This is a genomic window from Brevundimonas sp. FG128, from assembly GCF_057809775.1.
The window spans coordinates 281,941-306,234 of record NZ_JBMDKP010000005.1 but is presented as its reverse complement, the minus strand read 5'-3'; the positions used below and the strand labels follow the sequence as shown (position 1 = coordinate 306,234).

Genomic DNA, 24,294 nt, shown 5'->3' with positions numbered 1-24,294 from the left:
GCGATCCCCGCGGGGCCGTCATCCTTTTCTTCGGCGAGGTCGCCATGCTGCTGCACATCCCCGAGGTCTTCACCAAGGACGAGGTGAGGGCGTTGCGCGAACGGCTGGACGCCGGCCCGTGGGCCGACGGCAACATGACCTCGGGCCATCAGTCGGCGACGGCCAAGAAGAACCGGCAATTGCCCGAGGATTCGCAGACGGCCAGGGAGGTGTCGGCCCTGGTGGTCCAGGCGCTGAACGCCAATCCGATGTTCGTGGCCGCCGCCCTGCCGCACACGATCTTTCCGCCCCTGTTCAACCGCTACGAGGGCGGGGGCGAGTTCGGCGTTCATGTCGACAACGCCATCCGCCAATCCCGCGACGGCGGCGCCCTGCGTATCCGCAGCGACCTGTCGGCCACCCTGTTCCTGTCTGAGCCCGAGGACTACGACGGCGGCGAGCTGATCATCGAAGAGATGTACGGGTCGCAGTCGATCAAGCTGCCGGCCGGCGATCTGGTCCTCTATCCGTCCAAGAGCCTTCATCGCGTCACGCCGGTGACGCGTGGGGCGCGGGTGTCGTCCTTCATGTGGCTGCAGAGCCTGGTGCGCGACGACAGCGACCGCGAGATGCTGTTCCGCCTCGACATCGCCACCCAGAGGGTCGCGGTCGAAAAGGGCGCCCAGGACCAGGCGGTCATCGAACTGACCGGCGTCTATCACAACCTGCTGCGCCGTTGGGCCGAGGTCTAGCGGTTCGATGTCGCGTCGCGCCCGAATGCTATTGCAACACGTTCGCAACAGTGGCACAGCCACGGGGTGACCGAACTCGCCGCACAGCGAAAGTCTGAACCGACCGCCGAGAGCGCCGCAAGGCCCAAGGCGGCGCTGAACGGCGCGCGGTCGTTCTGGCTGAAGCAGTTGCACAGCTGGCACTGGATTTCGGCGGCGGTCAGCCTGGTGGGCCTGATCCTGTTCGCCGTGACCGGCGTCACCCTGAACCATGCGGCCTCCATTCCGGCCGAGCCCGTGACCGTCGAGCGGACCGCGACCCTGCCTGCGCCCCTGCTGGAGCGGATGAACGCCTTTCCCGACGAGACGGCCGATCCGGTTCCCGACGCGGTGGCGCGCTGGGCGTCTGGGGCGCTGGATGCGGACATCGCCGGCAAGCCCAGCGAGACGACGCCGGACGAGGTCTATGTCGCCCTGCCCACGCCCGGCGGCGACGGCTGGGTGACGATCGACCGCGCCACGGGCGAGGCCCTGTACGAGAACACCACGCGCGGCTGGATCGCCTACCTCAACGACCTGCACAAGGGCCGCAACGCCGGCGTGGTGTGGTTCTGGTTCATCGACGTCTTCGCGGTCGCCTGCACTATTTTCGCGCTGACGGGCCTGGGCCTGATGTGGCTGCACGCCCGGGGACGGCCGTCCACCTGGCCTCTGGCGGCTCTGGGCCTGCTGATCCCCGTCGTCATCGCCCTGATCTTCATTCACTGACGAGTTTTCCGATGCGCCTGCTCCCCATCGTCATCACCACCGCCGGGCTGGCGGTCGCCGCCCCGGCCTTCGCCGCCGACCTGTCGGTTTCGGTCGAGATTCCGCGCCTGTCGACGGCCTCCTATCACCGTCCCTATGTCGCCGTGTGGATCGAGAAGCCCGACCAGACCGCCGTGCGGACCCTGGCCGTCTGGTATCAGCAGACCCGCAACAACGAGGGCGACGGCAAGGACTGGCTGAAGGACATGCGCACCTGGTGGCGCAAGGGCGGCCGGGCCATGAGCCTGCCGGCCGACGGTGTCTCGGGCGCGACCCGCGCGCCGGGTCGCCAGACCATCGCCGTGCCGGGCGCGCGCCTGGCCGGCCTGCAGCCCGGACAATACAATATCGTCGTCGAGGCGGCCCGCGAACTGGGCGGCCGCGAGGTCGTGCGCGTGCCCTTCCGCTGGGGCGCGGCCAATACCGGGCGCGGAACCGGCGCCACCGAACTGGGCGCCGTCAGCGTCGCCGTCACTCGCTAAGGATCATGACCATGAAGAAAACGATCGCCCTTCTGACCCTCGCGGCCGCTCTGGCGGCGCCCATGGCCGCCCAGGCCCACCGCGCCTGGCTGGCCCCCGCCTATACTGTCCTGTCGGGCAGTGACGGCTGGGTCAGTTTCGACGCCGGCATGTCGAACGGCGTGTTCATTCCCGACCACAACGCCATGCGCCTGAACGGCCTTGTCATCACGGCGCCCGACGGTTCGGCCGCCGAGGCCGAGAACCAGATGCAGGGGCGCTATCGCTCCACCTTCGACCTGCACCTGACCCAGAACGGCACCTACAAGATCGCCAATGTCATGAACGGCTTCATGGCCAGCTACATGCTGGACGGCGAGCGCAAGCGCTGGCGCGGCGCGGCGGCGGACTTCCCCGCTGCGATCCCCGCCGGCGCCACCGAGGTTCAGGCGACCCGCACGGCCAACCGCATCGAAACTTTCGTCACCCTGAACAATCCCACCGACACCGTCTTCGCCCCGACGAACGAGGGGCTGGAACTGGTGCCCGTCACCCACCCCAACGACCTGGTGGCCGGCGAGGCGGCCAGTTTCAAGCTGCTGAAGGACGGCCAGCCCGCCTCGGGCCTGGACGTGACCGTGGCGCGCGGCGGCCTGCGCTACCGCAACAACCCCGAGGAATCGACGGTCAAGACGGACGCCGACGGCGGTTTTTCGATCACCTGGCCCGAGGCCGGCATGTACTGGCTGAACGCCTCGGTCCGCGCCGAGGGGCAGGGCGATCAGCCGGGATCGAACGCAAGCTATGTGGCGGTGGTCGAAGTCCTGCCGTAAGCGGGCGGGATGAGCGACAATCCTTTCCAGCGCGGATCCCGCGCCGCCCCGCCCTCGGTCAGCCTCGGCGACGCCGGCCCCCTTGCGGACCGGATCGACAACCGGGTCCTGATCCCCGCCATCGAAGGCGCGCCGCCCCGGCCGCCCAGCGACGTGATCCAGTCGCTGGGCGGGCAGACCATGGGCACGACCTGGAGCGCGCGCGTCATCGCGCCGCCCGGCGTGACCGCCGATCAGGTCCAGGCCGCGATCGAACAGGAGCTGGCGGCCGTCGTCGCCCTGTTCAGCCCGTGGGAGCCGTCCAGCGAGATCAGCCGGTTCAACACCGCGCCCGAAGGGATGTGGGCGGTGTCGCAGCCGTTCTGGGACCTTCTGGACGCGGCGATGGACCTGGGCGACGAGACGAACGGCGCGGTCGATCCGACGCTGGGCGCCCTGGTCGACCTGTGGGGTTTCGGCCCGCCCGGACCCCGTTCGCCCCTGCTGCCCACGCCCTCGGACGACGAGGTCGAGGCGGTGCTGAAACTGTGCGGCTGGCAGAGGCTGCGGCTGAACCGTGAGGCGCGCGGCGTGATGCAGCTGGGTGGGATGAGGCTGGACTTTTCGGGCATCGCCAAGGGCCATGCGGCGGACCGGGTGTCGGACCGGCTGATGGCGATGGGCGCGACCTCGCACCTGATCGAGATCGGCGGCGAGTTGAAGGGGCGCGGCGTCAAGCCGGACGCCCAGCCCTGGTGGGTCGAGATCGAACGGGTCGAGGGCAGCCCCGCGCCGCGCACGGTGGCGGCCCTGTTCGACCTGGCCGTGGCGACCAGCGGCGACTATCGCCGGGCCTTCCGCCATGACGGGCGGCTGTATCCCCACACCATCGACGGATCGACCGGGCGGCCGGTCATCAACAATCTGGCCTCGGTCACGGTGCTGCACGCCTCGGCCATGAAGGCCGACGCCTATGCGACGGCCCTGACGGTCATGGGGCCGTTCGAGGGGCCGGAATACGCCGAGGCGGCGGGTCTGGCCGCCCATTTCGTTGAACGCACCGAACGCGGCCCGGTCGAGCGCATGTCCCCCGCCTTCGCCGCCATGATGGACGATCCCGACGAGGGTCAGCCGGGGTGACAGCCGATCCGCAGCGCTGGCTGTGGGCGGTCGGAGCCCTGGCGCTCTGGCTGGCCCTGATCGCCGTGATCGTCTGGCGCGAACGCCGGGCCAGGGCGAAGGCGCGCGCGCGGTCGGACGCCTTTGCGGGCGCTGGGGCCGATGGCGAGGGGCGCACGGTGCTGATCGCCTTCGCCAGCCAGACGGGCTTCGCCGAGGAATTGGCCTGGATGACGGCAAGTGCGTTGGGCGACGGCGGCGTCGGCGCGCGGGTGCTGTCCTTCGCCGATCTGGACGCAGACGCCCTGAAGGCGACGGACCGCGCGCTGCTGATCGTCTCCACGACGGGCGAGGGCGATCCGCCCGACAGCGCGGCGCGCTTCGTGCGCCAGGCGATGGGCCAGACGGCGGACCTGTCGGGGCTGCGTTTCGGCCTGCTGGCCCTGGGCGACCGGACCTACGACCAGTTCTGCGGCTTCGGTCATGCGGTGGACGGCTGGCTGCGGCGTTCGAGCGCCGAGCCGCTGTTCGATACGGTCGAGGTGGACAACGGCGAGGCGGGCGCCATCCGCCACTGGCAGCACCAGCTGAACCAGATCACCGGAAGCATCGCGGCCCCCGATTGGGCCCCGGCGGCGTTCGATCCGTGGCGGTTGGTCGAGCGGACCCTGGTCAATCCGGACAGTCCGGGCGGGGCGGCCTATCACCTCGCATTCGAACCGGTGGGGCCGGCGCCCGCCTGGTCGGCCGGCGACATCGCCGAGGTCGGCCTGCCCGAGCGGGACGGGGTCGCGCCCGGCTCGCGTGAATATTCCATCGCCTCCCTGCCGTCGGACGGGCGTGTCGAATGCCTGATCCGGTTGATGCGTCACCCCGACGGGACGCCAGGCTTGGCGTCCGGCTGGCTGACGCAAGACCTGGCGGTCGGCGAAGAGATCGGCATGCGGCTGAGGACCAACCGCAGCTTCCACGGGCCGGCGGATGCGACGCCGATGATCCTGATCGGCAACGGGACCGGGATCGCGGGGCTGAGGGCGCATCTGAAGGCGCGGACGGCGGCAGGCGGCGGGGCCTGGCTGCTGTTCGGCGAGCGGACGCAGGCGCACGACGCCTTCTTCGATGCCGAGCTTCAGGCGTGGTCGGCGTCGGGCGTGCTGCGGAGGCTGGACCGGTGTTTCTCGCGCGACGAAGGCGACAGGCGGTACGTGCAGCAACTGATCGCGGCGGCGGGCGACGACCTGCGCGACTGGGTTTCGCGCGGGGCGGTCATCTATGTCTGCGGCAGTCTGGAGGGCATGTCGCAGGGCGTTCATGCGGCGCTGGAAGGTGCGCTGGGCGAGGATGTCCTGCTCGCCATGCTGGAAGACGGTCGGTATCGGCGCGACGTGTACTAAGCGCCGGGATCAGCCCTCCTCGGGCGGGGCGTAGCGCGCGACCGCGTCACGGAACGCCTGCACGTCCTTGTTCAGCTGAACCAGTTTTTCCACGCTCATCGCGGCGGATTCGAACAGACGCTGTCCCAGACAGGCGCTGCGGGCCTGCATGGCCGCGCCGTCCTCGGTCAGGCTGACCACCACCTGGCGCTCATCGGCCGGATTGCGCCGCCGCGAAATCAGGCCGCTGCTCTCCATCCGTTTGACCAGGGGGGTGACGTTGCTGGAATCCAGGCCGAGACGTTCGGCGATCTGGCCAACGGTCAGGTCGTCCTGCTCCCACAGGGCGCTGAGGGCCAGATACTGGGGGTAGGTGATGTCCAGCTTGTCCAGCAGGGGCTTGTAGGCCCGATTTATCGCCATGCTGGCGCCGTACAGGGCGAAACAGAGCTGGTCATCCAGGGTCGGGACATAGGCGGGGTTTGACGACAAGGGACAGGCTTTCGCTAGGGAAGGTCGGGCATTCTATGTCACGACAGATATTGCTGGCAAACGGCCGCAGGGTTCGGTAGAAGATATATGTCGCGACATATACTGTCGTATCATGTTTCAGGAAATCTCCCATGACCGCCTCCGCTCTCGATCTTCGCGCCTCCGCCGCCTCGCTCAGGAACTACTATTTTCTAAGAGCGGGCGTCGCGGCGGCCTGGGTCGCCGCCGCCTTCACCGCAGGGGCGTCCAATCCGGTCGCGGGCGCGGTTCTGCTGGTGGCCTATCCGGCCTGGGACGCGCTGGCGAACCTGCTCGACGCTCGCAGCAACGGCGGATATCGCGCCAACCGGTCTCAGGTCGTGAACGCCGCCGTCAGCGTGCTCGCCGCCCTGGGCATGCTCGGCGGGCTGGCGGTCGGCATCAACGCCGTGATCGGCGTCTTCGGCCTGTGGGCCGTGCTCGCCGGCCTTCTGCAACTGATCACCGGCGTGCGGCGCTGGCGGACCTATGGGGCGCAATGGGCCATGATCCTGAGCGGCGGCCAGTCGGTGCTGGCGGGCGGCTTCTTCGCCTTCATGGCGACCGGTCCGGCCCTGCTGTCGATCACCACGGTCGCAGGCTACGCAGGCTTCGGCGCCTTCTACTTTCTGGTCTCGGCCCTGTGGCTGACTTTCAGGGCGCCCAAGAGCCGGGCCTGACCCAAAGCCCGGGTCGGCGGATCATCGTCTCGCCAGCCGCTCCAGCAGCTCCGCCGCGAAGCTGGACAGGGTGTCGTCGCGGGCGCCCATGACGATGATCCGGTCGCCCGGCTGGGCCATGGCGACGATCCGGTCGCCGCAGGCGGCGCGGTCGGGCAGGGCCACCGCGGCGCGGCCTACGGCGCGGACGCCCGAGGCGATGTCTTCGGACCCCACACTGCGGTCCGTCGTGCCGCCGTAATAGACGGGCTCGGGCATCAGCAGCACGTCGTCCTCGCGCATCAGGCCGGCGAACCCTTCGATGAACTCCGACTTCATCAGCTTCAGCGGGCCGAAGCCGTGGGGCTGGAACAGGATCAGCAGGCGGCCGTCGAAGGCGTGCAGGGTCTTCAGCGTGGCGGCGATCTTGTCCGGGTTGTGGGCGAAGTCGTCGATGACGGTGATGGCGTTGACGGTCCCGACCACCTCCATCCGGCGTCGGATGCCCGCGAAACCTTCCAGCGCCCTGACCGCCTCGGCCGTCGGCACACCCAAAGCCTTGGTCGCGCCCAGGGCGGCCAGGGCGTTGGCGACATTGTGGGCGCCGGGGACATTGAGGACGACGTCGTACTCGCTCCAGCCCTCGATCAGGCGGAACTTCATGCCGGTGGGCAAGGGCGTCAGGTCATGGGCGGACAGGTCGGCCTTCTCCTCGCCCAGGCCGAAGGTGATCGCCTTGCCGGAAGGCAGGGTCTGGGCTAGGGCCGCCGTCTCGGGATTGTCGAGGTTCAGCACCGCCGTCTGCGACCGCGCGGTGAAGCCGCCGAACAGGTCGCGCAACTCCTCCATCGACTTGTGGTCCAGCGAGATGTTGGAGACCACGGCGACGGTGGGATCATAGCGGGCGATGGAGCCGTCGCTCTCGTCCACCTCGGCCACGAACAGGTCGGGGCCGCCGACCAGGGCGCTGGCGAACGGATGGTCGGCGTCGGCGAAGTTCTTCATCACCGCCCCGTTGACGACGGTGGGCGCGCGGTCGACCTGGCTCAAAATCCAGGCGATCATGCCGGTGATGGTGGACTTGCCGCTGGTGCCCGCCACGCCGATCGAGGTCGGGGCCGCGTTGAACAGCCGGCTCAACAGCTCGGGCCGGGTCAGGACGGTCGCGCCGGCGCGACGGGCGGCGCCGATGTCGGGCACCGTGTCCTCGACCGCGCCGGTGGCCACGACGGTCTGTTCGGGACGGGTCACGCCCGACCCGTCCTGCGGATGCAGGGTCACGCCGTGGGCGCGCAGCCAGTCGAACTTGTCGGGCGTGCGGCCCTGGTCCAGCGCGCGGTCGGAGCCTTCGATGGCGTGACCTTGCGCCTGCACGATCAAGGCCAGGGGCAGCATGCCCGACCCGCCGATGCCGCAGAAGAAGTAGGAGACGGTGTCGGTCATGGTGCGATAGGAAAGGCCATCGGCGCCCGACGGCGGCGCCCAGATCTGCAAATGATTCCGTCAGGAGACGTCGTGGCCCTGGAACTCGATCCCCGCAAGACCGCATTGGTGATGATCGACCTGCAGAAGGGGATTCTGGGCGCCCCGCGTGCGCCCCACGCCGCCGAGGACGTGGTGGGCCGCAGCCTGGCGCTGGGCCGCGCGCTGAAGGCGAAGGGCGGGCTTACGGTCGCGGTCCGGGTGGACTTCGGGCCGGGCGGCGTTCTGGCCCCGAAAGGACCGATCGACGGCGCGCCGCTGGGCGATCTCGCGCCCGACTTCGCCGAACTGGACCCCGAGGTCCTGGCGCTGGAGCCCGACCTGATCGTGACCAAGCATCAGTGGGGCGCCTTTCACGGCACGGACCTGGATACCTTGCTGCGGCGGCGCGGGATCACGACTGTGCTGCTGAGCGGGATCGCCACCAACTTCGGAGTCGAATCCACCGCGCGCGAAGGCTTCTCGCTGGGCTATGGCCTTGTGGTGGTCGAGGACGCCTGCACCACCCTGTCGGCCGAATGGCACGCCTTTTCCGTTCAGGCGATCCTGCCGCGCATCGCGCGCATCCGCTCCACGGTCGATGTGCTGACGGCGCTGGAGACGGCGGCGTGATCACCAACGGCTTCAAAATCGGCGTCGTCTGCGCCAGTTCGCGGTTCTCCAAGGAACGCGCTGAGGCGGTCGAGGCCTGGATGGCGCAGAACCATCCGGACCGCGACGTGGCGGTGGTGTTTCACCCCGCCTGCTTCCTGAAACACGGCCATTTCGCCGGCGACGACCGGGCGCGCGCGGACGCCTTCGTCGAGTTCGCCAACGATCCCCGCATCGACGCCATCTGGTTCGCGCGCGGGGGTTATGGTTCGTGCCGCATCGTTGATGCGGTGATCCCGCGCCTGGATGCCGTGGCGCGCAAGAAGCGCTACATGGGCTATTCCGACGCGGGGAGCCTGCTGGCCGGGATGTACAAGGCCGGGTTCCAGCATCTGGCGCATGGGCCGATGGCCTCGGATTCGGTGCGCGATGACGCGACGGCGCGCGGCGCTCTGTCGTGGCTGACCACCGGACGGACCGACTGGATCGAGCCGTCGCTGGCGACCGATCCGCGACCGGCCGTCGCCTTCAACCTGACCATCCTGAACGAGCTGACCGGCACGGCGCTGGAGCCCGACCTGACCGACCACGTCCTGATGCTGGAGGAGGTTTCGGAGGCGGCCTACCGGATCGACCGGATGATGTTTCATTTGACGAGCCAGGCCAGCATTCGCCGTGTGGCCGGGATTCGCCTAGGACGTGTTTCCGATGTCACGCCAAACGATCCCGATTTCGGCCAGACTCCCGAGGAGATTGTTCGATACTGGTGCCTTCGATCCGGCATAAACTACCTCGGTTCCGCCGATATCGGGCACGACGCCGCCAACAAGGTCGTGCCCTTCGGTCGCCCCTGAGGCGAAGCGTGCGCGGCGCAAAAGACACAGTCTGGCCATGATCGCCAGCGCCGCCGCAGCGCCCCCCTCGACAGCCGCCGCGTCCGGACGTCAGATGCAGGTCCGCGAGGCGTTAGGACTTCGTTAAGCCAAGGCGTTGGGGGACGCTGCGGCTACGCCTTAGCGATGCGGCGGTTCGTTCGGTAATCGGGGGATCCCCGGACGAGCCGCCTGATCGTCTTTGCAATCCGGATACCGAACATCGACGTGGAAGCCCGCAAGGCTTAAGGATCGCGCGTGCGTTTCGACGAAAGATTCATCGATGAACTGAAGGCCCGCCTTCGGCCGTCCGACGTGATCGGGCGGACGGTGAAGCTGAAACGTCAGGGGCGCGAATACGTCGGCCTGTCGCCCTTCTCGAAAGAGAAATCGCCGTCCTTCTTCGTCAACGACGACAAGGGCTTTTTCCACGACTTCTCGTCCGGCAAGCATGGCGACATCATCTCCTTTTTGCAGGAGACCGAGCGGCTCAGCTTCGTCGAGGCGGTCCAGCGCCTCGCCGGCGAGGCGGGCATGCAACTTCCTGCAGAAGACCCAAAGGATGCCGAGCGCGAGCAGAAGCGCGCGGGCCTGTCGGACTGGATGGATCTGGCCCAGAAATGGTTCGCCGCCAATCTGCGCCGCACACCGGGCAAGGCGGCCCGAGAGTATCTTGAGAAACGCGGCCTGCCAGAGGACCAGTGGGAGCGGTTCGGCCTTGGCTATGCGCCCAATGACCGCGAGGGGCTGAAACAGGCTCTGATCCAGCGCGGCGCCAAACCCGCCGAACTGGTCGAGGCGGGACTGCTTATCTCGCCCGAAAACGGCGGCCAGCCCTACGACCGCTTCCGCGACCGGCTCATGTTCCCGATCCTGGATGCGCGCGGACGGATTGTGTCATTCGGCGGCCGGGCCATGAACCCCGACGACCGGGCCAAATATCTGAACGGACCCGAAAGCCCGCTCTTCCACAAGGGCGCGACCCTCTACGGCCTGCCCGAGGCGCGGCGGATACTGGGGGCGGAGAGCAAGAACGACCAGGCCATCATCGTGGTCGAAGGATACATGGACGTCATCGCCTGTCAGCGGGCGGGCCTGCCGGCTGTGGCGCCGATGGGCACAGCCCTGACGGAAGAGCAGATGGAGCGGCTGTGGCGGGTCAGCCATGAGCCGGTGCTGTGTTTCGACGGCGATGCGGCGGGCCTGCGCGCCGCCTATCGCGCCATCGAGCGGTCGCTGCCGTTGTTAAAGGCGGGGCGGTCGTTCCGTTTTGCGTTGCTGAGCGCCGGTCAGGATCCCGACGATATCCTGCGCGACAAGGGTGCGCCCGCCCTGCGTCAGGCCCTGGCCGACACCCATGGCTTCGCCGAGGTGCTGTTCCGCCGCGAACAGGATCTGGAGCCGCTGGATACGCCGGAACGCAAGGCCGGCTTCAAGGCGCGGCTGAGGAACACCGCTTCGGCCATTCAGGACAAGGATCTGGCCGAACAATACCGCCGCGACCTGTTCGACCGTTTCGACGCCCTGTTCCCGCGCAGTCCGCAGCGCGCGCCCTGGACGCCGGGGCAGGGCAGGCGCGGTTTCGGTCCGCCGCCCAAGCTGGGCCAGACGGCGGAAGGGGTGCAGGCGATGCAGTCGCTGTTTAGCGCCATCGAGCCGGTGCCGGCCGCCCTGGCTCACGGCGCCATCGACGATCCGGAACGGATGGACGACCATCTGGAAGAGATCGCGGCCCACGGTTTCGGCGACAAGGGGCTGGATGGGCTGGCGCAAGAGCTGGTTCGTCTACGTCTGTCGGGCCATAGCCTTGACTCCGCCGCCCTGCGACGCCATCTGGCGCAATCGGGTCATGATGCCTTAGTGCGCGAGGTCGAGAAGGCGGCGGCGAAGTCCGGCGCGCCATTCCTGGCCGCAAATGCGCCCCTCGCCGAGGCAAGGATCCGATGGTCGCAGGCGTTCAACGCTTCGACGCGGGTCGCCGCGTTGGAGGACGCCTTGGCCCAGGCGCGTGATGTGCCCGGGCAGGATGAGGCGTTCCGCCGGCTGAAGGCCGAGCGGGATGCGCTTCGCCGTGCGATCAAAGCCGGGACGATTTGGGAAGACAGCGCGGGCGCGTAACCTTACGCCTCGCCAGGCATTGTATTTTTCGCCGGGGCGGATTGATCACCCCCGCCGGCCGGAGACGAACTGACTATGAACGCACAGACCGAGACGCAGGAAACCGAGGTTTCGACCGATGGGCCCCTGCTCGATCTGACCGACGCCGGCGTCAAGAAATTCATCAAACAGGCCAAGGCGCGCGGCTATGTGACGATGGAGGAGCTGAACAAGGTCCTGCCTTCGGAAGAAGTCACCCCCGACGCCATCGAAGACACCCTGGCCATGCTGTCGGAGATGGGCGTCAACGTCGTCGAGGCCGAGGAGGACGCGCAGGAGCAGCAGTCCACCGACGTGGCCGCCGCCGCCGGAACCGCCGTCGCCGAGACGCCCGCCAAGGCCGCCTATGACCGCACCGACGATCCGGTGCGGATGTATCTGCGCGAGATGGGTTCGGTCGAACTGCTGAGCCGCGAGGGCGAAATCGCCATCGCCAAGCGGATCGAGGCCGGCCGCGACGCCATGATCTCGGGTCTATGCGAAAGCGCCCTGACCTTCGAGGCCATCATGGTCTGGCGCGACGAGCTGGAGAACAACCGCATCCTGCTGCGCGAGGTCATCGACCTCGACGCCACCTATGGCGTGCTGAACCCCTCCTCCCTGCCGGGCGCCGCCCAGCCGGAGGCCGAGGAGGAAGAGGCCGAGGAAAAACCTGCGGCTGAGGCGAAGCCCGAGTCCGACGACGACGATGATGACGATGATTTCGACGACGGCGGCGGCATGTCGGTGTCGGCGCTGGAAGCCGAACTGCGCGACGGGGTGATGGAGGTGCTGAACCTCATCGCCGCCGACTTCGGCGCGTTCCGGGGATTGCAGGACAAGCTGGTCCAGACCCGCCTGAAGGGCGAGGTGCTGAGCGCCAAGGACGAGAAGGCCTATCAGGCGCTGACGCTGTCCATCTCGGACCGTCTGAAGACGATGAAGTTGAACAACAACCGCATCGAGGCCCTGGTCGAGCAGCTCTATGCGATCAACAAACGACTGATCGGTCTGGAAGGCCGGCTGCTGCGTCTGGCCGACAGCTACGGCATCTCGCGTCCCGAGTTCCTGAAGGCCTATTTCGGCGCCGAGCTGGACCCGACCTGGACCGACCGGATCAAGGAACAGGGCGTGCGCTGGACCAAGTTCAGCGACAACGAAGCCAGCCAGATCGCCACCATCCGCGGCGACATCGCCGCCGTGGCCCTGGAAGCCGGCCTGCCGATCGACGACTATCGTCGTATCGTCCAGACGGTCCAGAAGGGCGAACGCGAAGCCCGTCAGGCCAAGAAGGAAATGGTCGAGGCCAACCTGCGCCTCGTGATCTCCATCGCCAAGAAATACACCAACCGCGGCCTGCAGTTCCTGGACCTGATCCAGGAGGGCAACATCGGCCTGATGAAGGCGGTCGACAAGTTCGAGTACCGCCGCGGTTACAAGTTTTCGACCTACGCCACCTGGTGGATTCGTCAGGCGATCACCCGCTCGATCGCCGACCAGGCGCGGACCATCCGTATCCCGGTCCACATGATCGAGACGATCAACAAGATCGTGAGGACATCACGCCAGATGCTGCACGAGATCGGCCGCGAGCCGACCCCGGAAGAACTGGCCGAAAAGCTGGCCATGCCGCTGGAGAAGGTCCGCAAGGTCCTGAAGATCGCCAAGGAGCCGATCAGCCTCGAAACGCCCATCGGCGACGAGGAAGACAGCCACCTGGGCGACTTCATCGAAGACAAGAACGCCGTCCTGCCCATCGACGCCGCCATTCAGTCGAACCTGCGCGAGACCACCACCCGCGTGCTGGCGTCGCTGACGCCGCGCGAGGAGCGGGTGCTGCGGATGCGCTTCGGCATCGGCATGAACACCGACCACACGCTTGAAGAAGTCGGCCAGCAGTTCTCGGTGACCCGCGAACGGATCCGTCAGATCGAGGCCAAGGCGCTTCGCAAGCTGAAGCACCCGAGCCGGTCACGCAAACTGCGGTCCTTCCTGGACAGCTAATCAGGGTTGCGAAGTTCGCTCTCAAGGTTGTAGTCCGCTCCCCAGGTTAGGGGAGCGGAATGCCGTACACGAAAACCATTCTTGTGCTTGCGAACTCACGCAAGCTAGGAGGCCGATGCGTCGCCGGTAGGGAATTTGACCAAGGCCGGTTTGGAAGTTGGATTCGGCCAGTCAGCGGACACGGACACGGCGAGGTCGCTGAGGCTGATCGCCGTTTCCGAAATGGCGCTGATCCCGCACTTTTCGATATCGTCGAAATTCCGATGTTGAAGCCAAAGGCTCACGCATATCAGGCTGAAAATCATCTGATAGACGCCAGAGTTCATTGGCGGTTTGTTCGAAAGGCGACCTCTGAGGAAGTCAGAGCGGCCACCGATGCCGCCACATCATCTCTGTGGGACAACACCTCGTCGACGAGAAAGGGCTTAAGAGATCGCGTTTTACCCGCTCAGGCTTCGGACGGTTCCCTACGCTTCATCGAAGTGCCTGATTTGCAGATTGAAGTCTCGGTCGAAGGCGCCCAATTCGATAACCCAAAGCGCAAGACACGAGGACAATTCACCTTCAATGGGGTCGTCTACCGTTTTTCGGTGACGGATCCTCGGGTTGAGAGGGCGTATCTTGAGAAAGACGACGGAGTGTATCCAGTCGGGAAGGCATTGCTTTGTATCAGTCTCGGGGACGTGAATGAGACAGACGGATATGCCTATAAGCTGATCGCAAGTGTCACCCGTTTGAAAAGCTGATAGGCTTTTTGACGTGGCCCTTGATCCAAATCACGCTCCAGTCATTTTCAGCATCGGTCATTCGACCCTGCAATACGCTGATTTTCTAGCTCGCTTGCGGCTGTGTGACGTCACGGCCGTCGCTGACGTGCGGACCGCCCCGTTTTCCCGGCATTTTCCCCAGTTCAACCGCGGCGTTCTCAAGGCTGCGCTGACGGGTGACGGCGTCGCCTACGTCTTCCTAGGAGACGAACTAGGCGGACGGCCAAACGAGTCCGAAAGCTACACGGACGGTGTCGCAGACTATGAAAAAATGGCGATGACACCTTCGTTTCAGCGAGGATTGGCCCGCCTGAGACAGGGCGCGCGAACCCATCGGATCGCGATGATGTGTTCCGAGAAAAATCCTCTGGACTGTCATCGTTGCCTGCTGGTCGGCCGGGCGCTGAAACACGCCGGTGTCGCGGTCGAGCATATCGTCGAAGACGGCGAGCGACTGACACAAGACGATATTGAGGCGCGGTTGATGGTCATGGCCAACAAGTTCAACACCGACATGTTCGCCGAGGAGGCGCAACTGCTGACCGACGCTTATCGCGACCGCGCCAGGCGGGTTGCCTACGCCGAACAACACCCTGATCCTGCGCTGGCTGCGAGTTGAGTATGTCGAACACGACCGTGGCCACCATCGGTTTCACCAAAACCAATGCCGAGGGGTTTTTCGAGCGGTTGCTCAAGTCCGGCGTCACGAAGGTCGTCGATGTTCGTCTGCACAACACGTCGCAACTGGCTGGCTTCGCCAAGGCCGACGACCTGGCTTATTTCCTCAAGAAGCTGGGCGGCATTCAATATGTCCATCAGCCGCTGCTGGCGCCCACGGACGGAATGCTGAAGGCGTTCAAGAAGGAGAAGGGCGATTGGGCCGTATATGAAACCCGCTTCCTGGATCTGATGAAGGAACGGCGCATAGAGACCCGCCTCAAGCCGCAGATGTTCGAAGGCGCCTGCCTGCTGTGTTCGGAGCCCACGCCGCACCAATGCCATCGCCGCCTGGTGATCGATTATCTGAACGACCGCTGGAGCGGCGCTCTATCGGCGAACCACCTCTGAACGACGCTTGATGGGTCGAAAGCACGTCAACCTCGGCACGGCACCCGCCAAGGCCGACCTGCCGCAAAAGGTCTGCGCCGCCTGCTGCCTGCCGTTCGCATGGCGCAAGAAGTGGGGGCGGGACTGGGATCAGGTGCGGTTCTGCTCGGACAGGTGTCGCGCGAAGGGTGCGGGGGTAAGCGCCTGACCGGCGTGATACTGATGAGAGAATTCGACGACGGATTTCGTGAGAGTCCGACGACTGCGACCACCGTCCTGCGACCGATTTTGACGACTCGGGCGATCAGACTGCCGTCATGGAACATTTTCGTCTGAGAAAGTATCGGGGGTCGGAGGTCTGGAAGCGGGTGCGCGAGGCCTATGAGGCCGGAGAGAGCGGTCCGTCCGTGGCGCGTCGTTTCGACGTGGGCCTGGCCAATCTGAGGAAGAAGTCGCGGCAGGAGGGGTGGTGCCGAAAGCACACCGCCGCGCGCCTGGACTGTGAGCTGGAGCCGGTGCGTCCCGGCGTCGCGCCATCAGACGCCGCCTCGGCGCCGCCGCCGGTCGATCCGCGTCAGGCGGTGGAGGAGGCGATGCAGCGCGCCGGCGGGCTGCTGGTCCAGGGGCGAGGCGGCGAGGCCCAGGTTCTGGTGCGTTCGGCAGAGGCGCTGGCGCGGCTGGCGGATCGGACCGAGCCTGCCAGGGCCACAGAGACCGCGCAGGAAGAGGCCTCGGAAGAGGATATCGCCCAGTGGATTGCGGAATGGGACGCGGACATCATCGACAACGCGACCAGGCTGGCCTGTGCGATGCTGATGGACCAGCCGATGGGCGAGGCGGGACGATACAGCGCCTTTCTGTACCATTGGCGGGCGCGCCACCTGGGGCCAGAGGCGACGGCTTCGGACTTCGCCTATGCCGTCGATGGGGGCTGGGCGCCCGACTATTTCGACGCGGAGGGCCGGTTGAGGCCGCTGCCCGAGCCGATCACGCCGCTGGGCATGATGGTCGCCCAACATCTGAGGCGCGCGCCGAAGTTCGACGCCAAACCGGGCTGGCTGCCTCCGCACGCCATGGATCTGAACTATGCCGGGCCGATCCATACCTGGCCGCCTTCGGATGGCCCGGGAATCGATTAGGATGGCGCAATGTCATCGCCCCTGTTCCCGCGTAAATCCGGCCCCATCGTCGCCTCGCTCGCCGTCGTCGTCTGTCTGATCCTGAGCGGCTGCGTGCGGCGGCCGCCCGAACCGTTGCGGCCGTCGCCCTATCCGTCGCGCACCGAGGCGCCGTTGGTCGGGGGGCTGGTGGATCGAGCCATTGATGGAGGCACGCAAGGCGCGGTGGTGCGCGAGGGGCGGGACCTGGGGCGGTGCATGGCCGAACTGACCGCCGCGCGGGTGCGGTTCAGCCCCGTGCCGGATCGTCAGAACACCGCGACCTGCGGTCTGAGCCAGGGCGGAGTGCTGGGCGCCGACCTGGGGACCGTGGCGCGGATGGCGCCGGGCGATGTGGAGATGACCTGCCAGACGGCGCTGGCGCTGAGCATCTGGCGGCGGCAGTCGCTGGAGCCGGCGGCGCGCGAGATTTTGGGCTCAGACGTGGTCCAGATCGATCACATGGGCGCCTACGCCTGTCGCAATGTGAACAACGGCGTGGGGTCGAACCGCATCAGCGCCCATGCCCAGGCGGCGGCGCTGGACTTCGCCGGGGTGCGGCTGAGGGACGGGCGGCGGATCACGGTGACCAGGGACTGGAACGGCGACACGGCCGAGGCGCGTTTCCTGCGCCGCATCCGCGACGACGCCTGCCGTATCTTCGGCACGACGCTGAGCCCCGACTACAACGCCGTCCACCACGATCACCTGCACCTGGAGGCGACGGACACGCGCTTCTGTCGGTAGGGGCGAGGCCTTATCGCGCGACCTTGGGAGTGTCGCCTTGACGTTGTGTTGGAAGGTCATCCAAAGTGTTTGCAGGGGGACTGATGACGAATAATGCCAAATCTACCAATGACGGCGATCTGCCTGTATTTGTGAAGACGACGGTCAGTGCGTCCGACGCACCGAAATCGACCAGTTCAAAAATCGCTGACGCAGCTAATCGGTCGTTCAATGCCGGAAAAGCCGCGACTCGGGCGGCTGCTTCGGTGGCTGGTCAGGGGATGGTCAACACGGCCGGCGTCGTGAAGTCAGCCGCTGGAAAAACCGCCCGAGCGGCGAGCGAACTCGGCTCCGCCGCCTATCACGTGGTGGGCGACCTGAATGGCGACGGCAAGGTCGATGAGGAAGATTGGAAAATCGCCAGGGCTAGAGCCGGTGCGGTTGGCGCGGCTGCCGCGCGAGAGGCCGGCGAGCTGGGCAAGGCGGTCGCCAGGCACGAGATCACCAAGGACGCGGCCGCCGGGGCGGTGGTCGGGGCGCTGATTGCAATGCCGATTCCTCTTGTCGGTCCAGCCTTCGGCGCTGCCGCAGGCGCCGCAGTCGGCCTTACGCGGGGCGTGATCGGAAGTGGAGCGATTGGCGATGTCGTCGGGCAGGTAGCATCCGCTGTGCGCAAGCCGCCAGCGCGCAAGGGTGCCCGCCGCAAGAAGTCTTAAGTCCAACAATCAATGTCGCGCAACGCTGAATCGCGCCCAGCGCAACGCTTTGGCGCGAGGCGGATTACGCCCTCATGCGCGGTGAACTGAAGACCTATCAGGCCAAGCGCCGGTTCGGCGAAACGCCCGAACCGAAGGGCGCCAAGGGCGGCCGCGCCAAGGGCGGCTTTCGCTATCTGATCCAGCGTCATGCGGCGACGCGGCTGCATTATGATTTCCGCATCGAGGCGGACGGGGTGCTGAAATCCTGGGCCGTGACCAAGGCGCCGTCGCGCGACACGGCGGTGAAACGGCTGGCGGTCGAGGTCGAGGACCATCCGCTGGATTACGGGTCGTTCGAGGGGACCATCCCCGACGGCAACTATGGCGCCGGCACGGTGCAGATGTGGGACGTCGGCACCTGGGAACCGCAGGAGCCGGACCTGGAGGCGGCCTGGGCCAAGGGCCAGATCAAGATGATCCTTCACGGCGAGCGGCTGAAGGGCAAATGGGCGCTGATCCGGCTGAAGAGCGACCGGGGCAAGCCGTCCAAGCGCAACAACTGGCTGCTGCTGAAGGAGAAGGACGACTTCGCCGTGGCGGGGGAGGGTGACGCCCTGGCCGAGATCGACGCCTCGGTGACGACCGGCCGGTCGCTGGCCGAGATCGCGGACGGGACCAAGGAATGGACGGCGTCCAAGCCGACGGGGCGCAAGGGGCCGGCCAAGCCCAGGCCGTCCAAGGCGGCGACCAAAGCCAGCAAGCCGCCCGCCTTCGTCCCGATCCAGCTGTGCAAGGTGACCGATCATCCACCGGGCGGCACAGGGTGGGCGCACGAGATCAAGTTCGACGGATACCGCATTCAGATCGGCGTGGGGGGCGGTCGGGCGGTCTTGAGGACGCGTAAGGGTCTGGACTGGAGCGACCGGTTCCCGGACCTGGCGGCGGACGCGGCGACCTGGCCCGATGCGGTGATCGACGGGGAGCTGTGCGCGCTGGACGACGATCACATGCCGGACTTCGGGGCGTTGCAGGCGGCGATCTCGGACGAGAAGACGGGGGGGCTGGTCTATTTCGCCTTCGACCTGATGTTCGAGGGGGCGGAGGATTTGCGCAAGCTGCCGCTGTCGCATCGCAAGGCGCGGCTGCAGGCCTATGTGGACCGGATCGGAAAGGCGGGGGCGGGGCGGCTGCGCTACGTCGAGCATTTCGCCTCGACCGGGCAGGCGGTGCTGGAGAGCGCCTGTCGGATGGATCTGGAAGGGGTGATCTCCAAGAAGTTGGACGCGCCCTATCACGCCGGGCGGTCCTCGACCTGGCTGAAATCCAAATGCCGGGGGCGCGACGAGGTGGTGATCGGCGGCTGGTCGTCGCAGGGCGGGACGCGGTTTCGGTCCCTGCTTGTCGGGGTCAAGGAAAAGAGCGGCCTGCGCTATCTGGGCCGTGTCGGCACCGGCTATGGCGAGGCGGTGACGAAGGCGCTGGTTCCGGCGCTGAAGGGCGTGGCGGCGGACAGGTCGCCCTTTGTCGGGGCGGGCGCGCCCAAGGCGGCCAGGGACATCCACTGGGTCAAGCCGGTGCTGGTCGCAGAGGTCGAGCATGGTGGATACACCGAGGCGGGCTCGCTGAGGCAGGCGGCGTTCAAGGGCCTGCGGGAAGACAAGACCGCCGCCGAGGTGACGCAGGCGCCGCAACCGCCGACGGACGTGGGCGAGGCCGACACGAAGGCGACCACGACGGTGCGGTCGGCTGGAAAGCCCGGCAAGGTGGTCGTGGAGGGGGTGACGATCTCCAGCCCCGAAAAGGTGCTGTGGCCCGCCGTGGGCGGCCGGCCGGCGATCACCAAGGCGGATCTGGCGCGCTATTACGAGGCGGCGGCCGAGCGGATTTTGCCCCATGTGGCGGACCGGCCGACCTCGATCATTCGCGCGCCCGAGGGGATCGGCGGCGAGACCTTCTTCCAGCGCCACGCCATGGCGGGGTCGAACCCGCGCCTGAAGCTGATCGACGTCAAGGCGCGCACCCCTTACGTCGCCGCCGTCGATGCGGGCGGCCTGGTCGCCATCGCCCAGTCGGGCGGGCTGGAGCTGCACCCCTGGGGCTGTGCGCCCGACGCGCCCGAGGTTCCGGACCAGATCACCTTCGACCTCGATCCCGACGAGGGACTGGATTTCGCCGACGTGATCGCGGCGGCCAAGGTCGTGAAGGCGCAGCTCGAATCCCTGGGCCTGGCGGCCTTCGTCAAGACGACCGGGGGCAAGGGGCTGCACGTGGTCGCGCCGATCAAGACCGACGCCCGCTCGCGCGTCAACTGGGACCAGAACAAGGCCTTCGCCAAGGCGGTCGCCGAGGCCATCCGCGCCGAGGCGCCGGACCGTTTCACCACCACCCTGGCCAAGAAGGCGCGGGGCGGAAAGATATTCATCGATTATCTGAGGAACGGGCGGATGGCGACGGCGGTGGCGCCCTGGTCGCCGCGCGCGCGGCCGGGGGCGGGGATCGCCTATCCGCTGTCATGGGGTCAGGTGAAGGCGGGGCTGGACCCGGCCGCGTTCAATCTGTGGACCTATGAGGCGCTGCTGAAGAAGCCCGATCCGTGGGCGGATTTCCGCGCCTCGGCGGTCAGCCTTAAGCCCGCGTTGAAGGCGATGGGGGTAAGTTCGAAATAGTCAGGCGGCGGCCTTCTTCTTCGCCGCCGGCTTCTTCGATGCAGCCTTTTTGGCCGGCGCCTTCTTGGCGGCCGGTTTCTTCGCCCCCGTCGCCGAACCCTTCAGGCTGTTCCGCAGCGCCGCCATCAGGTCGATGACATTGGTGTCGTCCGGTTCGGCGACATCGACCACGCCCTTGCCGCCCTTGGACTTGGTCTTGATCATGGCCCTCAGGGCGTCGTCGTAGCCGTCCTTGAAGTCGGACGGATCGAAGTCTGCCTCCTTCTGGCCGATGATGCGGGCGGCGATCTCGACCATGTCGGGATCGGCCTTCACCGTCGGGATGTCGTCGAAATAGTCGTCTGCGTCGCGCACCTCGTCGTGGGCGCGCAAGGTGTAGGCGACCAGCCCCTTGCCCCGCACTTCCAGCGCCAGCTGACGCTCCTTGCCGCGCAGGACCAACTGGCCCAGCGCCACCTTGCCCTGTTTGGCCATGGCGTCGCGGATGACGGCGAAGGCCTCGACGCCCGCGCCCTTTTCGGGAACCACGAAGAAGGGATCGTCCCAGTACAGCCGGTCGATCTCGGTCTCGTCGACGAACTTGTCGATGGAGATGGTCTTGGTGCTTTCCAGCTTCACCTTGTCGAAATCGGCGTCATCGAACAGGACGTATTCGTCCTTGGACACCTCATAGCCGCGCACCAGATCGCTGCGCTCGACCGGGCCGGTGTCGGGGTCGGTCGGCACCATGCGGATGCGGTTGTTGGTGTCGGGATTGATCAGGTGAAACCGCACGTCGTTCGTGCTGGTCGTCGCCGTGTAGAGGGCCACCGGACAGGTGACCAGCGACAGCTTCAGATGTCCTTGCCAGGTGGGGCGAGCGGCCATGTCGTTTCTCCTCGATCCATGACAATGCGTCGGGAGGATTTGGGTTCGGACACGGCCGCCGCCCCCTTCAGGCCTTGCCGTCGAAGACGACGTCGAAACCACCCCACATCATGCGCTTGCCGTCGAAGGGCATGTCCATGTTCGCGAATTCGGGATCGTCCTGCATCTTGCCGAAACAGGCGTCGGCCGTGGCGCGGTCGGGCCAGGTGACCCAGGAGAAGACCACGACCTCGCCGTCCTCCAGCTTCACCGCCATGGGAAAGCTGGTCAGCTTGCCGTCGGGCACGTCCTCGCCCCAGGTCTCGACCTGGGACAGGGCGCCGTATTTCTGGAACAGGGGCCAGGAGGCCTCGGCGGACTTCACGTAGCGCGCCTTGTCCTCGGTTTTCACGGGGGTCAGGAAACCGGTTACATAGGTCATCGTCGTCTCCTTTGGGTGGGGGTGTTCAGAGGTCGGCGACGGCGCGGTCCAGCGCCGCGATGTCGATCTTGCGCATGGTCATCATGGCCGTCATCGCGGCCTTGGCGCGGGCCGGATCGGGGTCGGTGGTCAGTTCCATCAGGCGGCGCGGCGTGATCTGCCACGACAGGCCCCAGCGGTCCTTCAGCCAGCCGCATTCGCTTTCCTGGCCGCCATCGGCGATCAAGGCGTTCCACAGGCGATCCGTTTCGGCCTGATCCTCTGTCATCACCATGAAGGAGACGGCCTCGGTGAAGCGGAAGGCCGGGCCGCCATTCAGCGCCACATACTCATGGCCTGCCAGGACGAACTGGACCGTCAGGACCGAGCCCGCCGGACCGGACGGGGTATCCACCGGCGAGCGATTGACGGCGGTGATGCAGCTGACGGGCAGCAGCGAGACGTAGAAGGCGGTCGCCGCCTCCGCGTCGCCGTCGAACCACAGGCAGGGGACGATCTTGTCGGCCATCACGCGTCTCCTTCGGCCAGGGCGGCGAGTTGGTCGGCGACGGCGCCCCAGCCCTGTTCGAAGCCCATGTCCCTGTGTTTCTCGGCGGTCTTCTCGTCCCAGTGGCGGGCGATGGAGGTGTAACGCGTGCCCCCGTCCTCGGGTTCGAAGGTGTCGATGCGCACGAAGTCCAGGTCGCCGGACTGAGGAACCCAGCCCTCGGTGAAGGCGCCGGTCGAGACCAGCTTGCGGCCCGGCACCACCTCCAGGAAGACGCCGAAATGGGGATGGCGTTCGCCCTCGGGAGAGGCCAGTTCGATATTGGTCCGGCCACCGACGCGCAGGTCCCAATCGACGACCGGGGTGGTCCAGGGGCGGGGGCAGAACCATTCGCCGGTGCGCTGGGTGTAGATCTTCCAGACGGTTTCCGGCGAGGCCTTGATCAGGCGGCTGATGCTGAGTTCGCGGGGGTCGGCCATCACGACACCAGGGCGTCGGCGGCGAAGGCCTCGGGGCCGGCGGAGACGGCGGCTGGGTCCATCCACATCGGCTCCCAGATATGGCCATCGGGGTCGGCATAGCCGCGACCGTACATGAAGCCGTGATCCTGGATCGGATTGGGGTCCATCAGGCCGCCCGCAGCGCCCGCCCGCTGCACCACGTCATCCACCGCTTCGCGGCTGTCGCACGACACGCAAAGCGACATCTGGGCCGAGACGTGGGCGTCGGGGATCTGGCGGTCGGTGAAGGTGCGCCACTTGTCGTGGGTCAGCAGCATGACGTGGATGACGTCCGACAGCACCATGCAGGCGGCCGTGTCGTCGCTGAACATTGGGTTCTTGGTCGCGCCGACGGCTTCATAGAAGGCGATCGAACGGTCGAGGTCGGCGACAGGCAGGTTGATGAAAATCAGCTGGGGCACGGCGTTTCCTCTCCTTGTTGTTTGCGAAACCTGCCCTCGATGATTATGATAGTCAACTATGAAGTTAGAAAAAGTAACCGATAGGGCCGGGCGCAAATATCACGACGCCTGCGGGGCCGCCCACGGGCTGGATCTGATCGGAGAGCGTTGGGCTTTGCTGGTGGTGCGCGAGCTGATGATGGGGCCGCGCAGGTTCGGGGATCTGAGAAAGGATTTGTGCGGCATTTCGGCCAATGTGCTGACCCAGCGGCTGGAGGGGTTGGAGGCGTCGGGCATACTGCAGCGCCGGAAGCTGCCGCCTCCCGCCTCGGTCCAGGTCTATGAGCTGACGCCTTGGGGTTACGAGATCAAGCCGGTCTTCATGGTGCTGGGCGGCTGGGCGGCGCGCTCGCCGATGCATGATCCGACCCTGCCGATCAGCGCGGTGTCGATCATGCAGTCGTTCGAGACGATGTTCGATCCGGCCCTGGCCGGCGATGAGGTCATGAGCGTGGGCTTCATCTTCGGCGACGAAGGGTTCGTGGTCCGCGTCGAAAACGGGATCATCACGACGCGCCGCGACGCGACGGACGCCGCCGAGATCGTTCTGACGACGCAGCCGCCGCTGGTCGCCGCCTGCGTCTATGGCAAGGTTCCGCCCGCTGCCTTCGAGGCCGATGGGATGATGACCGTCACCGGCGACCGGGCCGTGTTCGACCGGTTCGTGGGCTTCTTCAACCTGCCGGAGAAGGCCGGCGCCTAAGAAACGTCAATCTCAGGCCAGCATGTCCAGCAGGGTTCCGGTCATGTCATCGGCGGTGCGGGCGACGGCGGCGTTAGCGCTGAAGGCGGTCTTGGCCTGGATGCGTTCGACGGTTTCCTCGGCGAGGTCAGCCAGCGGCGCTGTCGCGGTGCGGCGCGCGCTGTTGTCGAACCGGTTCTGGGCGCTGGTCATTCCGGCGGCGGCGATGGAAAGCGCTTGCATGGCGAAGCTCCGGACGCGGTGGGTTCGGTCTCCAGA

At 66.7% G+C, this 24,294-nt stretch carries 28 protein-coding genes; 20 read left to right on the top strand and 8 right to left on the bottom strand.

Translation table 11 applies throughout. The features are described from left to right. Positions 1 to 44 precede the first annotated feature (44 nt). From ACODSC_RS14745 to ACODSC_RS14720, 6 genes are all read left to right on the top strand, one after another. Positions 45 to 731, top strand: a complete 687-nt coding sequence (locus ACODSC_RS14745; RefSeq protein ID WP_488814753.1) for a Fe2+-dependent dioxygenase — start codon at positions 45 to 47, stop codon at positions 729 to 731. Positions 732 to 797: 66 nt separating this feature from the next. After that, positions 798 to 1,478: a PepSY-associated TM helix domain-containing protein gene (locus tag ACODSC_RS14740; protein WP_488814752.1), complete on the top strand. Its 681-nt coding sequence runs from the start codon at positions 798 to 800 to the stop codon at positions 1,476 to 1,478. Positions 1,479 to 1,489: 11 nt separating this feature from the next. After that, positions 1,490 to 1,999, top strand: a complete 510-nt coding sequence (locus ACODSC_RS14735; RefSeq protein ID WP_488814751.1) for a DUF2271 domain-containing protein — start codon at positions 1,490 to 1,492, stop codon at positions 1,997 to 1,999. An 11-nt stretch (positions 2,000 to 2,010) separates the two neighbouring features. Further along, positions 2,011 to 2,811, top strand: coding sequence for a DUF4198 domain-containing protein (locus tag ACODSC_RS14730; protein ID WP_488814750.1), 801 nt, complete (start codon positions 2,011 to 2,013; stop codon positions 2,809 to 2,811). A gap of 9 nt (positions 2,812 to 2,820) precedes the next feature. Then, on the top strand, positions 2,821 to 3,930 hold the full coding sequence (locus tag ACODSC_RS14725; RefSeq protein ID WP_488814749.1) for an FAD:protein FMN transferase: 1,110 nt from the start codon (positions 2,821 to 2,823) through the stop codon (positions 3,928 to 3,930). Next, on the top strand, positions 3,927 to 5,303 hold the full coding sequence (locus ACODSC_RS14720; protein ID WP_488814748.1) for a sulfite reductase subunit alpha: 1,377 nt from the start codon (positions 3,927 to 3,929) through the stop codon (positions 5,301 to 5,303). The genes ACODSC_RS14725 and ACODSC_RS14720 overlap by 4 nt, the downstream gene beginning before the upstream one ends. A gap of 9 nt (positions 5,304 to 5,312) precedes the next feature. Here ACODSC_RS14720 and ACODSC_RS14715 read toward each other — a convergent pair whose 3' ends face one another. After that, on the bottom strand, positions 5,313 to 5,774 hold the full coding sequence (locus tag ACODSC_RS14715) for a MarR family winged helix-turn-helix transcriptional regulator (protein ID WP_488814747.1): 462 nt from the start codon (positions 5,772 to 5,774) through the stop codon (positions 5,313 to 5,315). 131 nt (positions 5,775 to 5,905) lie between these two features. Here ACODSC_RS14715 and ACODSC_RS14710 point away from each other — a divergent pair, with 131 nt between their 5' ends. Beyond that, positions 5,906 to 6,472, top strand: coding sequence for a DUF308 domain-containing protein (locus ACODSC_RS14710; protein ID WP_488814746.1), 567 nt, complete (start codon positions 5,906 to 5,908; stop codon positions 6,470 to 6,472). 21 nt (positions 6,473 to 6,493) lie between these two features. Here ACODSC_RS14710 and ACODSC_RS14705 read toward each other — a convergent pair whose 3' ends face one another. Next, positions 6,494 to 7,894 (bottom strand): UDP-N-acetylmuramate--L-alanine ligase, encoded by a 1,401-nt coding sequence (locus ACODSC_RS14705; protein ID WP_488814745.1) that lies wholly within the window; start codon positions 7,892 to 7,894, stop codon positions 6,494 to 6,496. Positions 7,895 to 7,966: 72 nt separating this feature from the next. Here ACODSC_RS14705 and ACODSC_RS14700 point away from each other — a divergent pair, with 72 nt between their 5' ends. The 12 genes from ACODSC_RS14700 (at position 7,967) to ligD (ending at position 20,597) form a co-directional block, all read left to right on the top strand. Next, positions 7,967 to 8,545 (top strand): isochorismatase family protein, encoded by a 579-nt coding sequence (locus tag ACODSC_RS14700; protein WP_488814744.1) that lies wholly within the window; start codon positions 7,967 to 7,969, stop codon positions 8,543 to 8,545. After that, positions 8,542 to 9,378, top strand: a complete 837-nt coding sequence (locus ACODSC_RS14695) for an LD-carboxypeptidase (RefSeq protein WP_488814743.1) — start codon at positions 8,542 to 8,544, stop codon at positions 9,376 to 9,378. The genes ACODSC_RS14700 and ACODSC_RS14695 overlap by 4 nt, the downstream gene beginning before the upstream one ends. Positions 9,379 to 9,654: 276 nt before the next feature. Continuing rightward, positions 9,655 to 11,514: a DNA primase gene (dnaG, locus tag ACODSC_RS14690; RefSeq protein WP_488814742.1), complete on the top strand. Its 1,860-nt coding sequence runs from the start codon at positions 9,655 to 9,657 to the stop codon at positions 11,512 to 11,514. A 75-nt stretch (positions 11,515 to 11,589) separates the two neighbouring features. After that, entirely contained in the window at positions 11,590 to 13,536 is a 1,947-nt protein-coding gene (gene rpoD, locus ACODSC_RS14685) for an RNA polymerase sigma factor RpoD (RefSeq protein ID WP_488814741.1), read from the top strand. Positions 13,537 to 13,595: 59 nt separating this feature from the next. Then, complete coding sequence (locus tag ACODSC_RS14680; RefSeq protein ID WP_488814740.1) at positions 13,596 to 14,282, top strand: dual OB domain-containing protein; 687 nt, start codon at positions 13,596 to 13,598, stop codon at positions 14,280 to 14,282. Positions 14,283 to 14,295: 13 nt separating this feature from the next. Continuing rightward, on the top strand, positions 14,296 to 14,922 hold the full coding sequence (locus ACODSC_RS14675; protein WP_488814739.1) for a DUF488 domain-containing protein: 627 nt from the start codon (positions 14,296 to 14,298) through the stop codon (positions 14,920 to 14,922). Between the two features lie 2 nt (positions 14,923 to 14,924). Continuing rightward, positions 14,925 to 15,371, top strand: a complete 447-nt coding sequence (locus tag ACODSC_RS14670; protein WP_488814738.1) for a DUF488 domain-containing protein — start codon at positions 14,925 to 14,927, stop codon at positions 15,369 to 15,371. Between the two features lie 10 nt (positions 15,372 to 15,381). Beyond that, complete coding sequence (locus ACODSC_RS14665) at positions 15,382 to 15,558, top strand: DUF2256 domain-containing protein (RefSeq protein ID WP_488814737.1); 177 nt, start codon at positions 15,382 to 15,384, stop codon at positions 15,556 to 15,558. A 109-nt stretch (positions 15,559 to 15,667) separates the two neighbouring features. After that, entirely contained in the window at positions 15,668 to 16,489 is an 822-nt protein-coding gene (locus ACODSC_RS14660; protein ID WP_488814736.1) for a hypothetical protein, read from the top strand. Positions 16,490 to 16,498: 9 nt separating this feature from the next. Beyond that, positions 16,499 to 17,254, top strand: coding sequence for an extensin-like domain-containing protein (locus tag ACODSC_RS14655; protein ID WP_488814735.1), 756 nt, complete (start codon positions 16,499 to 16,501; stop codon positions 17,252 to 17,254). A gap of 83 nt (positions 17,255 to 17,337) precedes the next feature. Beyond that, positions 17,338 to 17,949 carry a hypothetical protein gene (locus ACODSC_RS14650; protein WP_488814734.1) on the top strand — a complete coding sequence of 204 codons (612 nt, stop codon included), beginning with the start codon at positions 17,338 to 17,340 and terminating at the stop codon, positions 17,947 to 17,949. A gap of 74 nt (positions 17,950 to 18,023) precedes the next feature. After that, positions 18,024 to 20,597: a DNA ligase D gene (gene ligD / locus ACODSC_RS14645; RefSeq protein WP_488814733.1), complete on the top strand. Its 2,574-nt coding sequence runs from the start codon at positions 18,024 to 18,026 to the stop codon at positions 20,595 to 20,597. On the opposite strand, the gene ku is transcribed toward ligD, so the two are convergent. The 5 genes from ku to ACODSC_RS14620 form a co-directional block, all read right to left on the bottom strand. Beyond that, entirely contained in the window at positions 20,598 to 21,464 is an 867-nt protein-coding gene (ku, locus tag ACODSC_RS14640) for a non-homologous end joining protein Ku (protein WP_488814732.1), read from the bottom strand. It lies immediately after the preceding gene. 67 nt (positions 21,465 to 21,531) lie between these two features. Next, the gene (locus ACODSC_RS14635; protein WP_488814731.1) at positions 21,532 to 21,885 is read right to left on the bottom strand and encodes a DUF1428 domain-containing protein; all 354 of its coding nucleotides are present in this window, start codon (positions 21,883 to 21,885) and stop codon (positions 21,532 to 21,534) included. A 25-nt stretch (positions 21,886 to 21,910) separates the two neighbouring features. Continuing rightward, positions 21,911 to 22,393, bottom strand: a complete 483-nt coding sequence (locus ACODSC_RS14630; protein ID WP_488814730.1) for a VOC family protein — start codon at positions 22,391 to 22,393, stop codon at positions 21,911 to 21,913. Next, a complete protein-coding gene (locus ACODSC_RS14625; RefSeq protein ID WP_488814729.1) occupies positions 22,393 to 22,851 on the bottom strand; it encodes an SRPBCC family protein in 459 nt (152 codons plus the stop codon). The genes ACODSC_RS14630 and ACODSC_RS14625 overlap by 1 nt, the downstream gene beginning before the upstream one ends. Then, positions 22,851 to 23,294: a VOC family protein gene (locus ACODSC_RS14620; RefSeq protein ID WP_488814728.1), complete on the bottom strand. Its 444-nt coding sequence runs from the start codon at positions 23,292 to 23,294 to the stop codon at positions 22,851 to 22,853. Before ACODSC_RS14620 ends, ACODSC_RS14625 begins: the two co-directional genes overlap by 1 nt. 58 nt (positions 23,295 to 23,352) lie before the next feature. On the opposite strand from ACODSC_RS14620, the gene ACODSC_RS14615 reads away from it, so the two are divergent. After that, positions 23,353 to 24,036: a winged helix-turn-helix transcriptional regulator gene (locus ACODSC_RS14615; RefSeq protein ID WP_488814727.1), complete on the top strand. Its 684-nt coding sequence runs from the start codon at positions 23,353 to 23,355 to the stop codon at positions 24,034 to 24,036. Positions 24,037 to 24,048: 12 nt separating this feature from the next. On the opposite strand, the gene ACODSC_RS14610 is transcribed toward ACODSC_RS14615, so the two are convergent. Then, the gene (locus ACODSC_RS14610; RefSeq protein WP_488814726.1) at positions 24,049 to 24,258 is read right to left on the bottom strand and encodes a flagellar basal body rod C-terminal domain-containing protein; all 210 of its coding nucleotides are present in this window, start codon (positions 24,256 to 24,258) and stop codon (positions 24,049 to 24,051) included. Positions 24,259 to 24,294 lie beyond the last annotated feature (36 nt).

Coding starts and splice junctions, on each gene's coding strand:
- ACODSC_RS14670 (WP_488814738.1), top strand. CDS start 14,925: ATGTCGAACACGACCGTGGCCACCATCGGTTTCACCAAAACCAATGCC.
- ACODSC_RS14650 (WP_488814734.1), top strand. CDS start 17,338: ATGACGAATAATGCCAAATCTACCAATGACGGCGATCTGCCTGTATTT.
- ACODSC_RS14745 (WP_488814753.1), top strand. CDS start 45: ATGCTGCTGCACATCCCCGAGGTCTTCACCAAGGACGAGGTGAGGGCG.
- ACODSC_RS14635 (WP_488814731.1), bottom strand. CDS start 21,885: ATGACCTATGTAACCGGTTTCCTGACCCCCGTGAAAACCGAGGACAAG.
- ku (WP_488814732.1), bottom strand. CDS start 21,464: ATGGCCGCTCGCCCCACCTGGCAAGGACATCTGAAGCTGTCGCTGGTC.
- ACODSC_RS14730 (WP_488814750.1), top strand. CDS start 2,011: ATGAAGAAAACGATCGCCCTTCTGACCCTCGCGGCCGCTCTGGCGGCG.
- ACODSC_RS14630 (WP_488814730.1), bottom strand. CDS start 22,393: ATGGCCGACAAGATCGTCCCCTGCCTGTGGTTCGACGGCGACGCGGAG.
- ACODSC_RS14680 (WP_488814740.1), top strand. CDS start 13,596: ATGCCGTACACGAAAACCATTCTTGTGCTTGCGAACTCACGCAAGCTA.
- ACODSC_RS14665 (WP_488814737.1), top strand. CDS start 15,382: ATGGGTCGAAAGCACGTCAACCTCGGCACGGCACCCGCCAAGGCCGAC.
- ACODSC_RS14705 (WP_488814745.1), bottom strand. CDS start 7,894: ATGACCGACACCGTCTCCTACTTCTTCTGCGGCATCGGCGGGTCGGGC.
- ACODSC_RS14655 (WP_488814735.1), top strand. CDS start 16,499: ATGTCATCGCCCCTGTTCCCGCGTAAATCCGGCCCCATCGTCGCCTCG.
- ACODSC_RS14735 (WP_488814751.1), top strand. CDS start 1,490: ATGCGCCTGCTCCCCATCGTCATCACCACCGCCGGGCTGGCGGTCGCC.
- ACODSC_RS14610 (WP_488814726.1), bottom strand. CDS start 24,258: ATGCAAGCGCTTTCCATCGCCGCCGCCGGAATGACCAGCGCCCAGAAC.
- ACODSC_RS14615 (WP_488814727.1), top strand. CDS start 23,353: ATGAAGTTAGAAAAAGTAACCGATAGGGCCGGGCGCAAATATCACGAC.
- ACODSC_RS14710 (WP_488814746.1), top strand. CDS start 5,906: ATGACCGCCTCCGCTCTCGATCTTCGCGCCTCCGCCGCCTCGCTCAGG.
- ACODSC_RS14660 (WP_488814736.1), top strand. CDS start 15,668: ATGGAACATTTTCGTCTGAGAAAGTATCGGGGGTCGGAGGTCTGGAAG.
- ACODSC_RS14725 (WP_488814749.1), top strand. CDS start 2,821: ATGAGCGACAATCCTTTCCAGCGCGGATCCCGCGCCGCCCCGCCCTCG.
- ligD (WP_488814733.1), top strand. CDS start 18,024: ATGCGCGGTGAACTGAAGACCTATCAGGCCAAGCGCCGGTTCGGCGAA.
- ACODSC_RS14625 (WP_488814729.1), bottom strand. CDS start 22,851: ATGGCCGACCCCCGCGAACTCAGCATCAGCCGCCTGATCAAGGCCTCG.
- rpoD (WP_488814741.1), top strand. CDS start 11,590: ATGAACGCACAGACCGAGACGCAGGAAACCGAGGTTTCGACCGATGGG.